This window comes from Ruminococcus sp. 210702-SL.1.03 (assembly GCF_020559915.1).
GTDB lineage: Bacteria > Bacillota > Clostridia > Oscillospirales > Ruminococcaceae > YE71.
Window position 1 is genome coordinate 1 of record NZ_JAJCLZ010000032.1, and the last position, 15,917, is coordinate 15,917.

The window sequence follows — 15,917 nt, forward strand, 5'->3', positions numbered from 1 at the left end:
TATCCGTGTTTCTACGGAGCATCAGGAAACAGCGAGACAGCAGGAGATCATGTGCAGTTATCAGGTTGACCGCATCTTCTCCGAGAAGCTGTCAGGAGCGAACACCGACCGCCCTCAGCTCAGGGCAATGCTTGACTATGTGCGTGAGGGTGACACCCTCTACATCGAGAGTATCAGCCGTCTGGGACGCTCCACAAAGGACTTGCTGAACATCATCGACACCCTCACAGACAAGGGAGTAACGCTCATCAGCCACAAGGAGAAAATTGACACCGACACTCCTGCGGGCAAATTTATGCTCACCGTGTTCGCTGCACTCTCACAGTTGGAGCGTGAGCAGCTCAAACAGCGACAGCGTGAGGGCATCGAGATCGCTAAGGCTCAGGGCAAGTACACCGGGCGAAAGCCTATCCCCACCGACTGGACGAGGTTCGGTCAGCTCTATGGGGAATGGAGAGCCAAGCACATCACGGGCAGGGACTTTATGCGGAGAATGAATATGTCAGCAAATACTTTCTACCGCCGTGTGCGTGAGTATGAACTCCGTCACGGCATCACCGAGCCGACCTCAGCTTGACCGTCAGGCGAACGGAAATGCCACACATCACTATCCGAGCCTGCGGAGCGGAATTCTAACCGCTGAAAAGAAAAAGCCCTCAGAAACGCTTACAAGAGCATTTCCGAGGGCTTGCGGTTATTCAGTTCCAATAGAGTTTGTGCCTGTTGTGGTGTGCCCCACAATGCCTATTCAGACTTGTGTGGAACGAAAAATATAGTATTTGGCAATAAAACAAGATAACAATAAATTTATAGTTTAGTTAACTACATAGACATTTCCCTTTATGGCGATTTCGTTTATTATGGCACTACGGTTCAAATCTTTTTGGGACAATAAAACAATACCTATAATATTAATATCAGATTGCTTAATAGTATCTTTACCTGTATTAATACCGTTTCTTATGTTTTCAAATTCGTCTTCCAAATAAGCGTGTTTATCATTTATTATATTAACAAACTTATCTAATGGTGAAATGAGCTTTTCGCCAGCATAGAACAACGGGATACCATACACTCCTCTTTCGTCATTTTGAGGATTTTGAATCGTTGGTAGTGTTGAATCAGAATCATTGTAAGTATCGACCCAAAGCCATGTCACTGTTCCGTATTCACTATATTCATCTATTACAGATGATATATCTGATGAATTGATTGCATTCTTGAATGATACATATATTTTGCCTTCGCCAAGGATTGTTGAAACATCATTATCTTCTTCTGGCGTGGGGAGAAAAAAACGTTGATATTGAGAAGAATCATTTTCTTTAATAAGACAATTAGGAAAGTCTGTATTTGCGTTTACTCCGCTTGTGCCTGTCAATAAGCCGATTTTTTCAAATATGAATTTCTGATCAAGACTCACTTTTAATCTGAATGTAAATTTGTTAGTGTATTCTGTTGTGCTAAAAGGATAACTAAGAATAGAGTATTGATATTCATTACTGCTCTTTTGCTTGATGTCAAGCTCATTTCCATTTGGACAGCTTATATAATAATAATCTTGTATATCTTTATTCATTTGAGTCATCATTTTATCTCTGTTGTGATACTTAGATAAAACAAAAGTGCCTGCCGTAACTAATAATGATATAATTATAATTATAATTGTTTTTTTCATTGCTTCAACCTCTACTTCAAGGCTGGACACCGCTTATAAGCTGTTCATTATAAAAAACAATTATTTTATCATTTGGCAATAGCTGTTCTGTTCCCATTGAATAATCATTCGATGTATCCCAATTAGACCAATCTGCTGCATTTAGTCTAAAATGGATTACAAACTGTTTATTAGGTTGAAGTTCAACATCGGTATTAAATTTGATTTTTGCATATGTATTTCCGTAATCGTCATTAACAAATTCACAAACCGAAGTATTACCTAAGTATTGATTATCTACAGCAAGCCAGTCGCAATGGTATTCAAGGTTTTCTTTATTGTCTGCATTAAATACATAATTTATAGTTATATCACTCATTTTTAAAGGCTTGTCAGAGTTGTTAGTTATAACTATATTGGGATTTATAGTATTTGAGTTACTAATACCTGCATTGCAAGATTCTACTGTTATTTCAGGTGATTTCTCATCATCTTGAATTACCCCTGGATTGATAGTTGGCGTAACAGTTGTATCTATTTCACCATCATTATCAAGATCAATGTTAATAAAAAATGAACCATCTGATAAATTTAAGAATAATACAGATCCACTATTCACAGAGATATTGGTATACAAATAGATGTTTCCATCAATATTGCACATAATATCAGTGTTTTGATCAGCAAGTGAATTGATTTTACAATCATAATTATCATCAGCAAATTGAGCCAGTAAAATCGGATTGCCAACTGATGTTAAAGGGTCAAATTTAAAATTATTCCCTTCATGAACCTCTGAATTTGTGTAATAATATGAACAGGTTTCGTTTGAAAAGAATAAATCAAAATAACCTGAAATAGCAAGCTTATTTGAAAGTGTCTTGGTTTCTTCTATGGCATTAGATGTAAGATTGTTATTTGCCATTTTTGTTCTCATGGGCAGCTTCATAAATGATTTTGTATCTTTTATGTTTTTTAATATCTCATCTATGCATTCCTGACTCTGTATTAACCCCATATGATCTTGATCAAAGATTTTTATATCCAAAAGATCGTGATTAAAATTCATTGTTGCACTTTCAATTGGAACTACACTATCGCCAATACCATATTCTGGAACGAATTGCAATCCTCTATCGCCAGGACAATGTTGAATAGTTGAAATGGTATTTCTATTACTTCCTACTAATGCTATTCTTTTCAGATTATTAGTATTGTTTTGGGATATTTTTATGCGGCTATGGTTATATTTTCCATCTATCCAAAGATAATTATTATAATCATCAGAAATCAGCTCATCAAATTCGTCAAATGTAAAATACGTAAAATTGCCGTTATCTATAAAATAATCATACCAATGATCATAAGTTCGTTTATATGAATATATCCACTGCCAGTCATCTGTATAATCTTTATTTGGCAACAAATCATAACAACTGCCTAAATTCACCAAAACACTTGGAAGTTCAAATGAAGTAAATAATGATTCTGCTACCCCGAGTCCTCCTATGATATATGATAAATCACCAGTGCTTAAAACGCAAAGCATCGTTGGCGCACCCCAAAATGGTGTTCCGGCAGTTATTTGTTTAGAAATATTATCAGCACCATATTCCGAAATGTATTTTTCTGTAACAATACCACCCATACTATGTGCAACAAAAACTACCTCATTATAATCACTAATAAGATCATGAAGATTATTAGCCGTTATTTGCGCTCCCATTCTCCAATCATACGGGAAAAATAAGATATCATACTTATCAGAAATATCAGTATCATTATTTAGTGATTCAATTATTCCTTTATAAGTATCATCATATCCATAATTATTAACAGGATATAATTCAATATTACTATTACCGTAGTAATCGCATTTGAGCGACTGGAACGCATTGTGAATTTTTTTAACATCATCAAAGTTACTTGGCTGTTCAATCCAAGATCCCCATACACTTTCATCATTTGATGTTTTTGCAAGATCTATTCCCATTATTCCCGGTACTACTACAACGGCTCTTTTCAATTTAGGAATTGTTATGTTTTTGGTTATTCGCTTTACTTCTGTATCACCGGTCTTGGCAACTTTGTATGATAATTCAAAATCCAATTTTGCATTTATATCAGAATTATGTTTTGAATCTGTTGGAACTATAAATTTCAAAGGAATTGAATAGCTTTTACTTGGCTTTATTACCGAATAATTGTGTGTAAGTGAGGTTCCATACTTTGGTTCAAGGTTATCAGCAGTGATTTTTATCGATACATCTGTCGCATCGCCATCTCCAATATTATCCAAATATACATTTGCATTTATATCATCATAATTAAAATTGGAAATACTAACCTTATTATCAGCGTATACACTTAATGCTAACGGAGGAATTAAATTCTGTTCTAACTCACTCAATCCATAATAGGTAACAAATTCTCGTGTTTCACCACTGGTGAAAGTATCTTTGTTCCATGTGATGGATACTGCACTATCTCCATTAGATCGTCCTGGCTGAGTCACATAATCCCATAGCGTACTTGTTACATTTCCCCAATTAGTAAATTGTACTTTATCAGGTTTTCTGTCTCCCGATTTGTAGAATGTACCTTGTGCTACTACACCGGGATTAGTTGCGGAATCAAAGGCTTGCCATATTTGCGGAATATTAGAACCTGAATATACGGTTTCAGTTGTTACATCAGATCCGTTTACTCTGAATGGCGCAGCATCATTACCACCGAGCATAGTGTCCATCATAATTCTTATGCCCACTTGTTTGGCGTATTCTGTATCATTTTTGACGATATACTTAATCTTAACAACATCATCTCGTCCAGTCGCCGAATTCTCAATAATAGATAGTTCTTGTGTGACATCAACACCATCATAAGAAGCTTTGGAAACACTTTTAGAACCATCAGCATCATAAGTTACATTTGATGATGTAAACTCATTTATGCTTTCACCAACAACAATTGTTGTTTTTGATGTTCCTCCACCCGGATGACCGAAAAGCATCTTTTTATTATCATCAGTTGAACTGTTAGGGTTTCCTCCTATTGTACCAATAGTATAGTGACCATTACTTGCAGTGTTGAACTCAATGTAGTCATTTGCTATTAAAGTATTATTTTTGAGAATACTTTTAAGCATTCTATTTTGGGGAACACTTACAGCAGAACTTGCCAGATTTGATTTCCATTCTTGGTACTCTTCACCATTAGGATCTAACGTTGAGTAATATTGATATTCGTCAACATAATCATCGGCAAAAGCAGGTAAACTCGTAAGCATAGTTGTAGATAACGCAATACAGCTAAGACCTGCCACGATACGTTTCAAAATCTTATTCTTAACCATTTCATACCACCTTTCTGCAACACACAGTTGCCAATTATTTCTTGTTTACATAGTTTCTCAGCTCTTCTGGCTCTACAGGTTGTGCGAACCAATGGAAGCAAGCACTCGGAACTGATGTGGTAGCTACCACCAGCGCAAGAGCCGCCAGTGCCGTAGAAGCCTTCTTTGCTATGCTCATCAGCTTTTTCATTACAAATCCCTCCTTTCAAACAGTTCAGATAAGTCAGGCTCTTTCGGTTGATAAAACGTAATACCGCAAACGCTGCCATTTGAGATATACAGCACCAGCCTTACAAGAGCAAGAATTACAATCGCCAAAATACTCCGTTTTTCTCTTTCCTTATCATCGTTTACTGTTATCACCCCGATTCAAAAAGTGACCGAGCAGTGCCATGATTGCTGACAGCAGCATTCCGCTTGATACATAAAGGCTTAGTTTTTGATATTGGAATACAAGCAGTGCAATCGTGACAACGGATAGGGTAACAGCTAAGATGCAGCTTCTTTTCCTTAGCTTGACACTCTTTTCCTCTGACATCGGTTTATTCGGATGCGGAACGGGAGCAATACATAGAATGATTGGTAATGCTATCATTATGAAACTGATGCTGAATATTGGCGTAATATGTCCGCTTACATTGCAAATGCCGTAAGAGAAAACCATCATCACCATGACAAGCGTGAACATACAACTAAGATGACTGTTAGCGTGAAACCCACCTACAAACTGTCTCAACCCCATAAATACGGCTATGAATACAACAACCGCAGGCAGCGTATGGGAAAACAGAGCAATCAGCAGGACGATAATGGTATTCAGCACATCAGAGATCAGCAGCTCCATTCCATATGCGTAGATCACCTCTTTGGATTCTTCCGTTATGTTCTGAACCACAAAAAAGTGTGCTATGCTTTTTGCAAGTTTTGAAATCATTTCTGAATCACTTCCTGCAAAAATCATAACACAAGTTGCAAATTTTTTCAATAGGTTTTGAGAAAAAAGGTCTCAAAGTGTCCCCAAATGTCGTCTTCTTGTCCCGAAATGCAAATAGTTAAATTTGTAAACAATTACGAACCATAATGTTCAGCTTAAAAATTCCGTCATCATAATCGAAACTTACTAACCCACCCAATCTATCAACGGAGGATTTGATACTGTTTATCCCTATGCCGTGAAGCCCTTGTTCTTTCTTTGTTGATGTTAAAACAGATGTATCTACCTTATCTGATGTATTTGTAATGACAATAAATAGCTTCTCTCGTTCTTCCATTAGGCTTATCCAAATATGCTTATGTGATACACCAGCTCTCTGGCAACCTTCTATTGCATTGTCAAGAGCGTTTCCGATGATACGGCACAACTCCAATTCGTCTGCCTTGATATTTGTTATGATATTGACCTTGCAAATAAACTCTATACCGTATGTCTGAGCAAGAGAACCCTTGATGTTCACAATAGAATCGACGGCATTATTACCAGTATAGCAGAGTCTGTTAGCAAGCCTTACAAATGAGCTTAGCTTGACAAGATATTCCTTAGCAGAATCAGTATCATTGTTTTCCAACATATCATTCAGAACTAAAAATTGATTTTCAATATCGTGTTTAAACTCTCGTACTTGCTTGTATGACAGGGTAAGCAGCTTATAGTTTTCCTGTTCCTGTTGCTTTATTGTTTCAATGTATTTTAACTTTATCTTATCTTCAAAACTTTCAAAGAAATTAAACATAGCAAGGTTTATAAAGATAATTCCTGCAAGAGAAACGCCCAAAGAAACATAACTATAAGTGTTGCTGCCAACAAATCCATCAAGCATTGTTTGTAAAAGAAAAATACTTATGATTGGAATAACTATTATCAATATCCAATATTTTATCGGCAGTTCACGAATTTTTTTGTTTATTATGCGGTGCATCAATCCTATAAGCCATAAATAAATTATATTTGTGCCTACCATTCCGAGATAACGTCCTAAACCAGACTCTAAGAATTCATCTGGTGTTCCCATATTAGCAATGCAAAGTAATCCAATCACAATAGGTTCAGATATAGATATAATCAGTAAAAACAATATGTTCCAAAATATTTTATGACGGATTGAATCATCATAACAAATAAAGGACATGGAGCTAATAAGAATAATGGTTGTAATCAGATACACTAAAATATTATCTGTCAACAAAACTGTCGCTGACAGTATTACAGTAGAAAGAAGATACGACAGATAAAGAACTGCTTTATTAACTTTTGCCTTACTCAACAAGGAAAAGTATAAGAATACCAACATCATTTCAATTGCTACATTGACAATCTCAATGATATTTTCAATCAATACGGGCAACTCGATCATCTCCCTGTTGCATAGTTAAGATAGCGAGCAACTATCTCATCTTTATATGTTTTGCCTATGGGGATTTTTCTGCCGTTGCTTAGAATAATATCGTACTTGGTAATATTCTGTATATGGTCAAGATTTACAAGTATTCCACGGTTTATAATAGCGAAATTGTACTTTAACAACTCGCCACACACAGTTGAAAAATCGCCGCCGTACTCCAATTCACCATTAACTGTGAATAGTGATACCTTTCTTCTATGTCCCTCAAAGTAAAGAATATCTGTCAGCCTGAACTTGAATGACAGATTTTTATTATTGAAAGTGAAAGTTCTAAATCGCTGCTGGCACTCAGCAATGATAGAATTTAGCTGTTTGGTATATACATAGTCTGGCTGATTTTTCAATATATAGCGAAACGCTCCCACATCGTAGCCCTTAACGGCAAATTCGGCATAATTCGTCAGGAAAGAAATAATAACTGAACCATCTATCTGTCTGATTCTTTCAGCGGTCTGCAATCCGGTCAGATCGGGCATTTCAACATCGAGTATGATGACTTCATACATTCCCTTGACATAGAAACTCAATAAGTCTCTCCCGCTTGTAAATTCGTGTATTTCGCAGTCGGGGAGTTTCATTTCTCTTAATCTGTTATGAAGTTGTTTTAAGAATACAGGTTCATCATCAACGATAGCAATATTCATAGCAATCACCTCACAATTGGTCATGCTTTATGTATCAGTTATCATTATACCACATCGGAGAGATTATTTCAAGAGAAAAAATAGCTATGCCTCCATTAATAGTTTCGGAGACATAGCCTCATGTTGCGTTATTTTATATTCATCGAATATGGTCTATTGCCTGATTTAAGAGTGGGTGTACTTATAAGTGCTTCACAGATACCGTCCACGATACCACGAAACTGCACGATTTCTTCTTTGCCGAAGCTCTCGACAAGCTGAAAAATGGCGGAATCATGGCATTTGTGACCTCGGCAGGCACACTCGATAAGCGTGACGAAAGCACTCGCCAGATGTTGGCTGACAAGGCTGATTTCATCGGTGCGATCCGACTGCCGGGTGGCAAGAACGGAGCTTTTAAGGATAATGCAGGCACAGAAGTGACCACTGATATTATCTTTTTACAGAAGCGTGAGGGCAAGTCTGTTGCCGAAATGTCCGATATTCCTGATTGGGTACATATCGGTGAAACGGCTGACGGTCTGCCGATCAACAAATACTTTGAACAGCACCCCGATATGGTGCTTGGTACGGTGGTCGAGGGCAATAAGCTCTACGGCAGCGGTACAATGGTTGTCGCTGAGGACGGCTTTGACCTGAGATCGGCACTTCATGAAGCAGTCGGTAAGCTGTCTGCGGAGATCAGTCATGAGCGTGGCAGAGATGTTTATGCGAAAACGGCTGACGGTGTGCAGGTGCAGATTCCCTCTAAACTGCGTAATTACAGCTTTTTCCTTTCTGACGATCAGGTTTTCTTCAAGAAAAATAACGCTGCCTGTGAGTTCCGTTTCGACAAGGGTACTGCACAGCACAAGCGTTTCAAGGCGTTTATTGAGCTTCGTGACCTCACCCGTGAGCTGATCGAAGCAATGGAGCTTGACAAGCCTGACAGCGTTATCAAGGATTTGCAGGCAAAACTGAATGTGGCATACGACGATTTCTATAAGAAATTCGGACTTATCCACTCTCAGACCAACAAGCGTTATTTTGCGGAAGATGTTTCGTATAACCTTGTGGCAGGACTGGAAAAGAGCTATGATAAGACTAAGCTCCTTGAAAAGTCCGATATTTTCACAAAGCGGACTATCGTGCCGCCGAAGGCTGTGGAACGAGTTGATACAGCACTTGAAGCACTCACGCTCTCCATTGCTGAGAAAGCACGGGTTGACTTTGAGTATATGGGAAAGCTCACAGGCATGACCGAGGACGAGCTGAAGCACGACCTTACTGGCGAAATTTTCAAGATTCCCCATACGGAGAATGACTATCAGACGGCTTCGGAGTACCTTTCGGGCGATATTCGCAAGAAGCTCCGTGAAGCTGAGGAGATCGCTGAGTATGATCCCGATTTCAATATCAACGTATCGGCGCTGAAACAGGCTATGCCTGAACCTCTGAAAGCCGGAGATATTGACATTAAGCTCGGTGCCGCTTGGCTCGATCCGAAGTATTACGAACAGTTCATGTATGAGCTGTTGCAGACTCCGGCATATCAGCGGAGTGACAGTCCGTCTGCACGTTGGAACAAGTCTGCTATCGTAGGGGTGGAATACTCCGTCCACGCTAATTCTTTCCATGTAAGCAACAAATCTTCCGACAGGTCGGTGCTTGCGACTCAAAAGTACGGCACACACAAGATGAACGCTTATGACATCTTTGAGCATTTGCTGAATCTGCAAGAGCCGAAGGTCTACAAGACGATCGAAGTGCCTGACGGCTTGGGCGATACAAAGGAAAAACGTGTGGTGGATATTGATGCTACCCGTGTGGTACAGCGTAAGGCTGACGATATTCGCAAGGCTTTCAAGGCTTGGATCTTCAAAGATCCGCAGCGCCGTGAAGCTATTGTAGAGCGTTACAATGAGCTGTTCAACAGTATCCGTCCCCGTGAGTTTGACGGCTCGGCTCTTTCTTTCCCGATGATGAACAGCGATATTCACTTGCACGATCATCAGAAAAATGCTATCGCTCACGCTATGTTTGGCGGAAACACCTTGTTCGCTCACTGTGTTGGCGCCGGAAAAACCTTTGAGATGATCGCTACTGCTATGGAAAGCAAGCGGTTAGGTCTGTGTACCAAGAGCCTGTTTGCCGTTCCAAACCACTTGACGGAGCAAATCGGTGACGATTTTCAGAAGCTCTATCCGGGAGCTAATATTCTTGTTGCGACCAAAAAGGACTTCAAGAAGGAAAATCGCCAGCAGCTTTTTGCAAAAATCGCTACTGGCAACTATGATGCGGTTATCATCGGTCACTCTCAGCTCGGTAAGATTCCTGTTTCCAAAGAGAGACAGGTCATGACCATTCAGAGCCAGATCGACGATATTCTGCAAGGCATTGAGGAACTGAAAAAGAGCGAAGGCTCTAAGTTCCAGATCAAGGCTATGGAGCGAACCCGAAAGAGTTTGCAGAAACAGCTTGACAAGCTCGAAAAAGCAGGACAGGACGATACGCTGACCTTTGAGCAGCTCGGAATCGACCGTTTGTTCGTCGATGAAGCCCACGAGTTCAAAAACCTGTTCGTCGCCACAAAATTGCAGAATGTAGCCGGAATTTCCAACTCGGCTTCACAGAAAGCACTCGATCTTTTCCTCAAATGCAGATACCTCGATGAAAAGACAGGCGGCAAGGGCGTTATCTTTGCAACTGGCACACCTCTGAGCAATTCTATCACAGAGCTGCACACCATGATGCGTTACTTGGAGTATGACTTCCTCCGTGACCACGGCTTACAGCACTTCGACAACTGGGTTGCGGTCTTTGGCGACCAGAAAACCGATTGGGAGCTAAAGCCTGCGGGCAATGGAGAACCCGTGACTTATGGACACTCACTTGCTTCAAATAAAAAGCCAACTTTGAAATTGGCTATTTTTTGGTCTTTGCCCTCGCTTATGCAAGGGCGTTATTCTTATCACGCAGGGGCTTGTCGATCAGCTTGTAGTAGATATGAATGCTTCTGGGCTTGCTCTCACCCTCATATCTGTCCACGGTCACATATTCAAGCAGATCCATAGCCATTTGCCTTGTGAGTGTATCGACACCTGCATAGGACTTCAAACGACGGATATATTCGTCCACATCAGCTTCGTCCTGAGCCATAGTCTCCGAGCGTTTCAGCATCTCATCAAGCTCAGCCTGCAAGGTTTCTTTCTCCTGCTGATAGTCCGCAAGCAGTTCAGCACAGGTCTTGTCAGGCAAATTGCCTAGCACTCTGTCCTCATAGACCTTGCGGATCAGCTTGCCGAGGTAATCAATTCGCTTTTCAATCTCACGCTTACGCTTGCTGTCCTCAGCAGATTTCTCGGCAATATTGCCACGTTTCCTTGCAAGATACTTTGCCCTTGCTTCGCCGTCATTCATCACAAAGTCGATCTGTCGCTTAATATCCTGCAAGATAGCACCCTCAAGGATAGTACCCTTGATATTGTGAGAGGAACAATAGCTCTTGCCGTAACGAACGTGCATACCGCAGCGATAGGAATACGGGCTTTTATTCTCAGGTGTTTTCTGCATTTTCATCTTAGCACCGCACTCATCGCAGTAGCACAGCCCCGACAGCGAGTGTGTAACACGCTCCGTTGTGCATCTGCCACGGCTCACAGAAGCATTGACCTCCTGCACCTTGTCCCACAGTTCACGGCTAATGATAGGTTCGTGATTATTCTCAACGATAACCCATTCGGACTGGTCCTTGCGAATGATCTTGTGGTTTTTATAGCTTACCGTGGTTTCTTTCATCTGAGCAAGGTTTCCGATATAGATCGGATTGACAAGCAGTCGCTTGACTGTCTGAGCCTGCCACAAATGCCTTGAATAGATTGGAACGGGCTTGCCGAGCTTTTCATAACGATAATCAAGCGGCGGAAGAATATGCTCCTGATTGAGAACATCTGCAATCGACTTATGCCCCATACCGCTTGCTCTCATTTCAAAGATACGGCGGACAACGGATGCCGCTTCGGGATCGATCTGAGGAGTGTAATTCTCATCATCACCCTTAACATAGCCATAGGAGCTTGCGGTAGTCATATACTTTCCGGCTCTTGCGTTACTTTGGAAAACGGTTCTCAGCTTTTTGGACGTGTTGGCAGCGTGCCATTCATTGAAAACATTCATTATCGGAAGCATATCCATAGACGCACTGTCCGAATTGAGCGTATCAATGTTGTCGGTCAGGGCAATGAAGCGGATATTATACATCGGAAAAATGTAGTCCACATATTGACCTACCATGATATAATTACGTCCGAAACGGCTCATATCCTTGCAGAGTATCAGGTTAATGTTTCCTGCCTTTGCATCATCGAGCAATCTCTGCACACCTGGGCGATCAAACGTAGTTCCGCTGATACCATCGTCGATATAGGTATCGTAAAGCGTCCAACCGTTTTCGTTGATATAGTTGGTGAGTATTCTTCTCTGGTTTTCGATTGAGAGGGATTCGCCCTGTCGCTCATCATCACGGGAGAGTCTCAGGTACATTCCCACTTTATATTCAGTCTGCTTTGGTAACATCATTAACTCCTTTCTCCCAAAGCGACCTTACCGATATATCCATTGTAGCGCAATATATCGGCAAAGTCAATAGGTATCTGAAAATTGTTTTTAAGCTGTTACCGCAGTCTGAACAGTACCGAGCATTTCACTCATAGCCCTGTTCTCAGCGTACTTCATAATGACATCGTTAATGTCCTTGTCACCAACGAAGTGACTTGTAACGATACACGGAGTACCGTCCACCTCATAGGTGTTGACCTGAACGGGACATTCCTTGTACTGCTCGTTCATTTCCTGCATAGTTTTCTTTTTCATAGCTTGTTACTCCTTAGCTTGTCTATCTCTACGCTTATAGAGTGAGGGGATTGCTTTCTCTATCTGCCCCTCTTTATGTTGTGTATGATAGAGCTGTGCGGAACGGCAAACGCCGTCCCGTATACAGCTACCGTTTTGTTGTCGGAATATATGTTACTCCGAATAGGAATGATCTGTTTCTGAAAAGCTCATCTGCTTACCGTACTTTTCGGAATAGCTTTCGTCCGAGCTGTTGTCAGCATCGGCAGAACTATCGTCAGCAAGCTCACCGATCTGGTCATAGGTCATACCGCTGTCGGTCAGCTTGCCGATGAGCGTATGCTCCGCAGTCACAGCATCGAGAAGTGCCTGCCCCTCAGCACCGCCGTAAAGCTGTGAGAGCTTATCATAGGTGTAGAGTTTGCTGTCCGTAATAATCTTACGGCGGCGCTCATAGGCTGCCTGAATAGAACTGTTCAGCTTGTTGAGCTTTGCCTGATTCTCAGACAGCACTCCGTCCATGATGGTATCAGCAGAGTTGTCAGCGACCTCAGTCGTAGCCTTCTTACTCATTCACATCACCTCACATTGATTTGGATTTAGGGATAATACCCTATGCTAATATTATAGCATTTTCGGACAGCAAAAGTCTATTCGCATTGCGCAAGAAGTTGAGTGCGCCATAAAACTTTTCCATTCGTGAAATTGTTATGGGAAATTTTGAAAAAGGCAGACCGAGCATTTTTATTCCAAGCCATATCATATTGTCAGCATACGGCACAGGTCAGCACCGCTGATTTATTCAATACGGAGAATTATTATCACGGAGCAAATCTTTTCACAAAAATCATGCCCGTTTTTGGATTTATCGTGCTTGTATATATGGAGGGAGTTTTATCAGAGTGCCACCGTGACCTATTCGCATTCTGTATAGAAATCTGCTGTTGAATTTAGGCACAAGGGAGAACCTTCATGAACAAAGTGTAAACTTTTCAGAAAAACAACGCCATTTTCTCAAAAACCTCGGTTGTATAGTGAAGGGGGTTGACGATGTGACGATCACACGCACTCCTGCATATCATCACCGACACAAAATATTTCAGCAGTTATACTTAACGAAGCGGACTATTTTTTGGTATTAACTTATGGAAGGATTTCATAAGACTGCCGCACTCCCAGCATGATAACTGCGCCGTACCAGTTTAGAATATTGACACCGATGATGATTGAGAGCATCACGCAGGAGCGTGAGCGAGTATGACCGCCGACCTAAGCGGCGGAGATTGAAGTCGCATAGCTCCAAATTCGCTGACGGAGCATCGAAAGCCTGCGAGATACAGAGATACAGCAGGCAGAAAACCGCGCAACAGCGCGTCAAAAATAACAAGCATTGTATTTTGCGCCGCACAGCGAGCGAAAATACCAAATGCTTGTTGGGGACACCCCAAGACCCGAAATGACCGCACAGCGGTCAAAAAAATATCGGCTTACGCCGAAATAAAAACAAAGGAGACACCACTATGGAAACCGAGAAAAAGAAGCGTGGCAGACCGCCCAAGCGCAAGGCTATGGAGTTCGAGGGCATGACCTATGAGGGAGCAATCAACAATGCTCTGGATAAAGAGGTAGCTGCCGAGCTTGACGATACCCTTGCACACAAGTCTGAGGACGAGCTTACCGACGATGAACGCAAGTACCTGAAACGCAAGAGGGAGAAGAAATCATACACGCTGAATGTACGCTTTACGGAATCGGAAATGCAGGACATCTTAGCGAAGTGTGAGCAGTACGGTTACAAGAACAAGACAGAGTATATCCGTGACTGCGTTCGGGCGAGGGTTGATCTCACTCCCGACCGCACCGAGATCGCTGAAACCAACAGGCTTATGAAGCGTATCGGAGCGAACATCAACCAGATACTTGTCCGACTTTACAGCACAGGTCACATCTATGACGAGGATATTGACGAGATAAAGAGAGGGGTTAATGAAATTTGGCATACACTTCTATCCATACGATCAGGGCAACAGTCAGCGCAGCGATCGCTTACATCACAAGAGATGATAAGACCGTCAACAGTGTATATGTCAACTCTTATGCTTGCCGAAGCGACAGTGCAGGAGCAAGCGAGGACTTCCGAACAGTCCGAGGAACAGGCACAGGGCGCACCCAAATCCTCGCTTATCACATGATTCAGAGTTTTGCCCCCGGCGAAGTCACACCCGAACAGGCTATGCAGATCGGAGAGGAGCTTTGTGACCGTTATCTCAATGGCGATTATCAGTATGTTATCGCCGTCCACAATGATAAAGACCACTTGCACTGTCATGTGATTTTCAACAACACAAATTTGTATAACGGTCTGAGCTTCACCACCGAGCATAATCAGGGCAGAAAGTCGGAAAGAGCGTGGGCAGAGCTGCGTGAGATTTCGGACGAGATTTGCAAGGAACACGGGATATCGCTCATTGACCCGAAAGGCAAGGGCATTTCGTACCTTGAACGGTTGAAGCAACAGGAGGGCAAGTCGTGGAAAGAAAAGCTCCGCAATAGAATTGCAGAGGTTATGTTTTACAGCCGTGATTTTGCGGATTTTCTCCGCAACTGTACCGCCAGCGGCATCGAGTATGTTTACACTCCGAAGAACAAGTACAAGCTGAAATTCAAGCTGTCTGGTGACGGTCAGCAAATATTCACAAGAGCCGAAACGCTGGGCGAAGACTACACCGCCGAACGCATTGCCGAGCAGATAGCAGAGATACAGGAAAAGCTGTCAACGGCGAATGTCACTCCCGATATGCTCATTGAACCGCCGAAGCCTGTTGTTCCAAAGACAGAGCCGAAGCCGACACAGACAGTTACCGCACCGACAAAGCCGAAACAATCTGCTGAGCCTGAAACCATCACGGAAACGAGTGAAACTGCAAAAAGGAAAGCTGCTGCGGAACAGGTTGAGAAGTTCTTTGCAGCCCGTCGGGCAAGACGGCAGGCACAGCTTGATATGCTTAACGCAACTGCTATCAATCCGAAGC

At 41.8% G+C, this 15,917-nt stretch carries 12 protein-coding genes and 2 pseudogenes; 4 read left to right on the forward strand and 10 right to left on the reverse strand.

The features are described 5' to 3' along the window. Position 1: 1 nt before the first annotated feature. Complete coding sequence (locus LI114_RS11730; protein ID WP_227220842.1) at positions 2 to 577, forward strand: recombinase family protein; 576 nt, start codon at positions 2 to 4, stop codon at positions 575 to 577. A 237-nt stretch (positions 578 to 814) separates the two neighbouring features. Here LI114_RS11730 and LI114_RS11735 read toward each other — a convergent pair whose 3' ends face one another. The 7 genes from LI114_RS11735 to LI114_RS11765 all read right to left on the reverse strand — a co-directional run bounded on the left by LI114_RS11735 (position 815) and on the right by LI114_RS11765 (position 8,055). Beyond that, positions 815 to 1,678 carry a hypothetical protein gene (locus LI114_RS11735; protein WP_022127262.1) on the reverse strand — a complete coding sequence of 288 codons (864 nt, stop codon included), beginning with the start codon at positions 1,676 to 1,678 and terminating at the stop codon, positions 815 to 817. A gap of 16 nt (positions 1,679 to 1,694) precedes the next feature. Then, positions 1,695 to 5,012: a lecithin--cholesterol acyltransferase gene (locus LI114_RS11740; protein ID WP_022127261.1), complete on the reverse strand. Its 3,318-nt coding sequence runs from the start codon at positions 5,010 to 5,012 to the stop codon at positions 1,695 to 1,697. 34 nt (positions 5,013 to 5,046) lie between these two features. Beyond that, a complete protein-coding gene (locus LI114_RS11745) occupies positions 5,047 to 5,202 on the reverse strand; it encodes an AgrD family cyclic lactone autoinducer peptide (protein ID WP_022127260.1) in 156 nt (51 codons plus the stop codon). Then, complete coding sequence (locus LI114_RS14380; RefSeq protein ID WP_227220844.1) at positions 5,202 to 5,375, reverse strand: cyclic lactone autoinducer peptide; 174 nt, start codon at positions 5,373 to 5,375, stop codon at positions 5,202 to 5,204. The genes LI114_RS11745 and LI114_RS14380 overlap by 1 nt, the downstream gene beginning before the upstream one ends. Further along, on the reverse strand, positions 5,356 to 5,946 hold the full coding sequence (locus LI114_RS11755) for an accessory gene regulator ArgB-like protein (RefSeq protein WP_022127259.1): 591 nt from the start codon (positions 5,944 to 5,946) through the stop codon (positions 5,356 to 5,358). The genes LI114_RS14380 and LI114_RS11755 overlap by 20 nt, the downstream gene beginning before the upstream one ends. 118 nt (positions 5,947 to 6,064) lie before the next feature. Beyond that, entirely contained in the window at positions 6,065 to 7,354 is a 1,290-nt protein-coding gene (locus LI114_RS11760) for a sensor histidine kinase (RefSeq protein WP_227220846.1), read from the reverse strand. 5 nt (positions 7,355 to 7,359) lie between these two features. Further along, complete coding sequence (locus LI114_RS11765) at positions 7,360 to 8,055, reverse strand: LytR/AlgR family response regulator transcription factor (RefSeq protein ID WP_015558963.1); 696 nt, start codon at positions 8,053 to 8,055, stop codon at positions 7,360 to 7,362. Between the two features lie 1,961 nt (positions 8,056 to 10,016). Here LI114_RS11765 and LI114_RS11770 point away from each other — a divergent pair. Next, a pseudogene (locus LI114_RS11770) lies at positions 10,017 to 10,601 on the forward strand (DEAD/DEAH box helicase family protein); the annotation flags it as partial. A 382-nt stretch (positions 10,602 to 10,983) separates the two neighbouring features. Here the strand turns inward: LI114_RS11770 and LI114_RS11775 are convergent. The 3 genes from LI114_RS11775 to LI114_RS11785 all read right to left on the reverse strand — a co-directional run bounded on the left by LI114_RS11775 (position 10,984) and on the right by LI114_RS11785 (position 13,458). Continuing rightward, the gene (locus LI114_RS11775) at positions 10,984 to 12,609 is read right to left on the reverse strand and encodes a recombinase family protein (RefSeq protein ID WP_227220852.1); all 1,626 of its coding nucleotides are present in this window, start codon (positions 12,607 to 12,609) and stop codon (positions 10,984 to 10,986) included. A 90-nt stretch (positions 12,610 to 12,699) separates the two neighbouring features. After that, a complete protein-coding gene (locus tag LI114_RS11780; RefSeq protein ID WP_227220848.1) occupies positions 12,700 to 12,906 on the reverse strand; it encodes a hypothetical protein in 207 nt (68 codons plus the stop codon). Between the two features lie 153 nt (positions 12,907 to 13,059). Next, positions 13,060 to 13,458, reverse strand: coding sequence for a hypothetical protein (locus tag LI114_RS11785; RefSeq protein WP_227220850.1), 399 nt, complete (start codon positions 13,456 to 13,458; stop codon positions 13,060 to 13,062). 947 nt (positions 13,459 to 14,405) lie between these two features. Here LI114_RS11785 and LI114_RS14200 point away from each other — a divergent pair. Further along, a complete protein-coding gene (locus tag LI114_RS14200; RefSeq protein ID WP_264468301.1) occupies positions 14,406 to 15,077 on the forward strand; it encodes a MobC family plasmid mobilization relaxosome protein in 672 nt (223 codons plus the stop codon). Continuing rightward, positions 14,993 to 15,917 (forward strand): annotated as a pseudogene (locus tag LI114_RS11795) (relaxase/mobilization nuclease domain-containing protein); the annotation flags it as partial. The gene LI114_RS14200 and the pseudogene LI114_RS11795, both read left to right, overlap by 85 nt.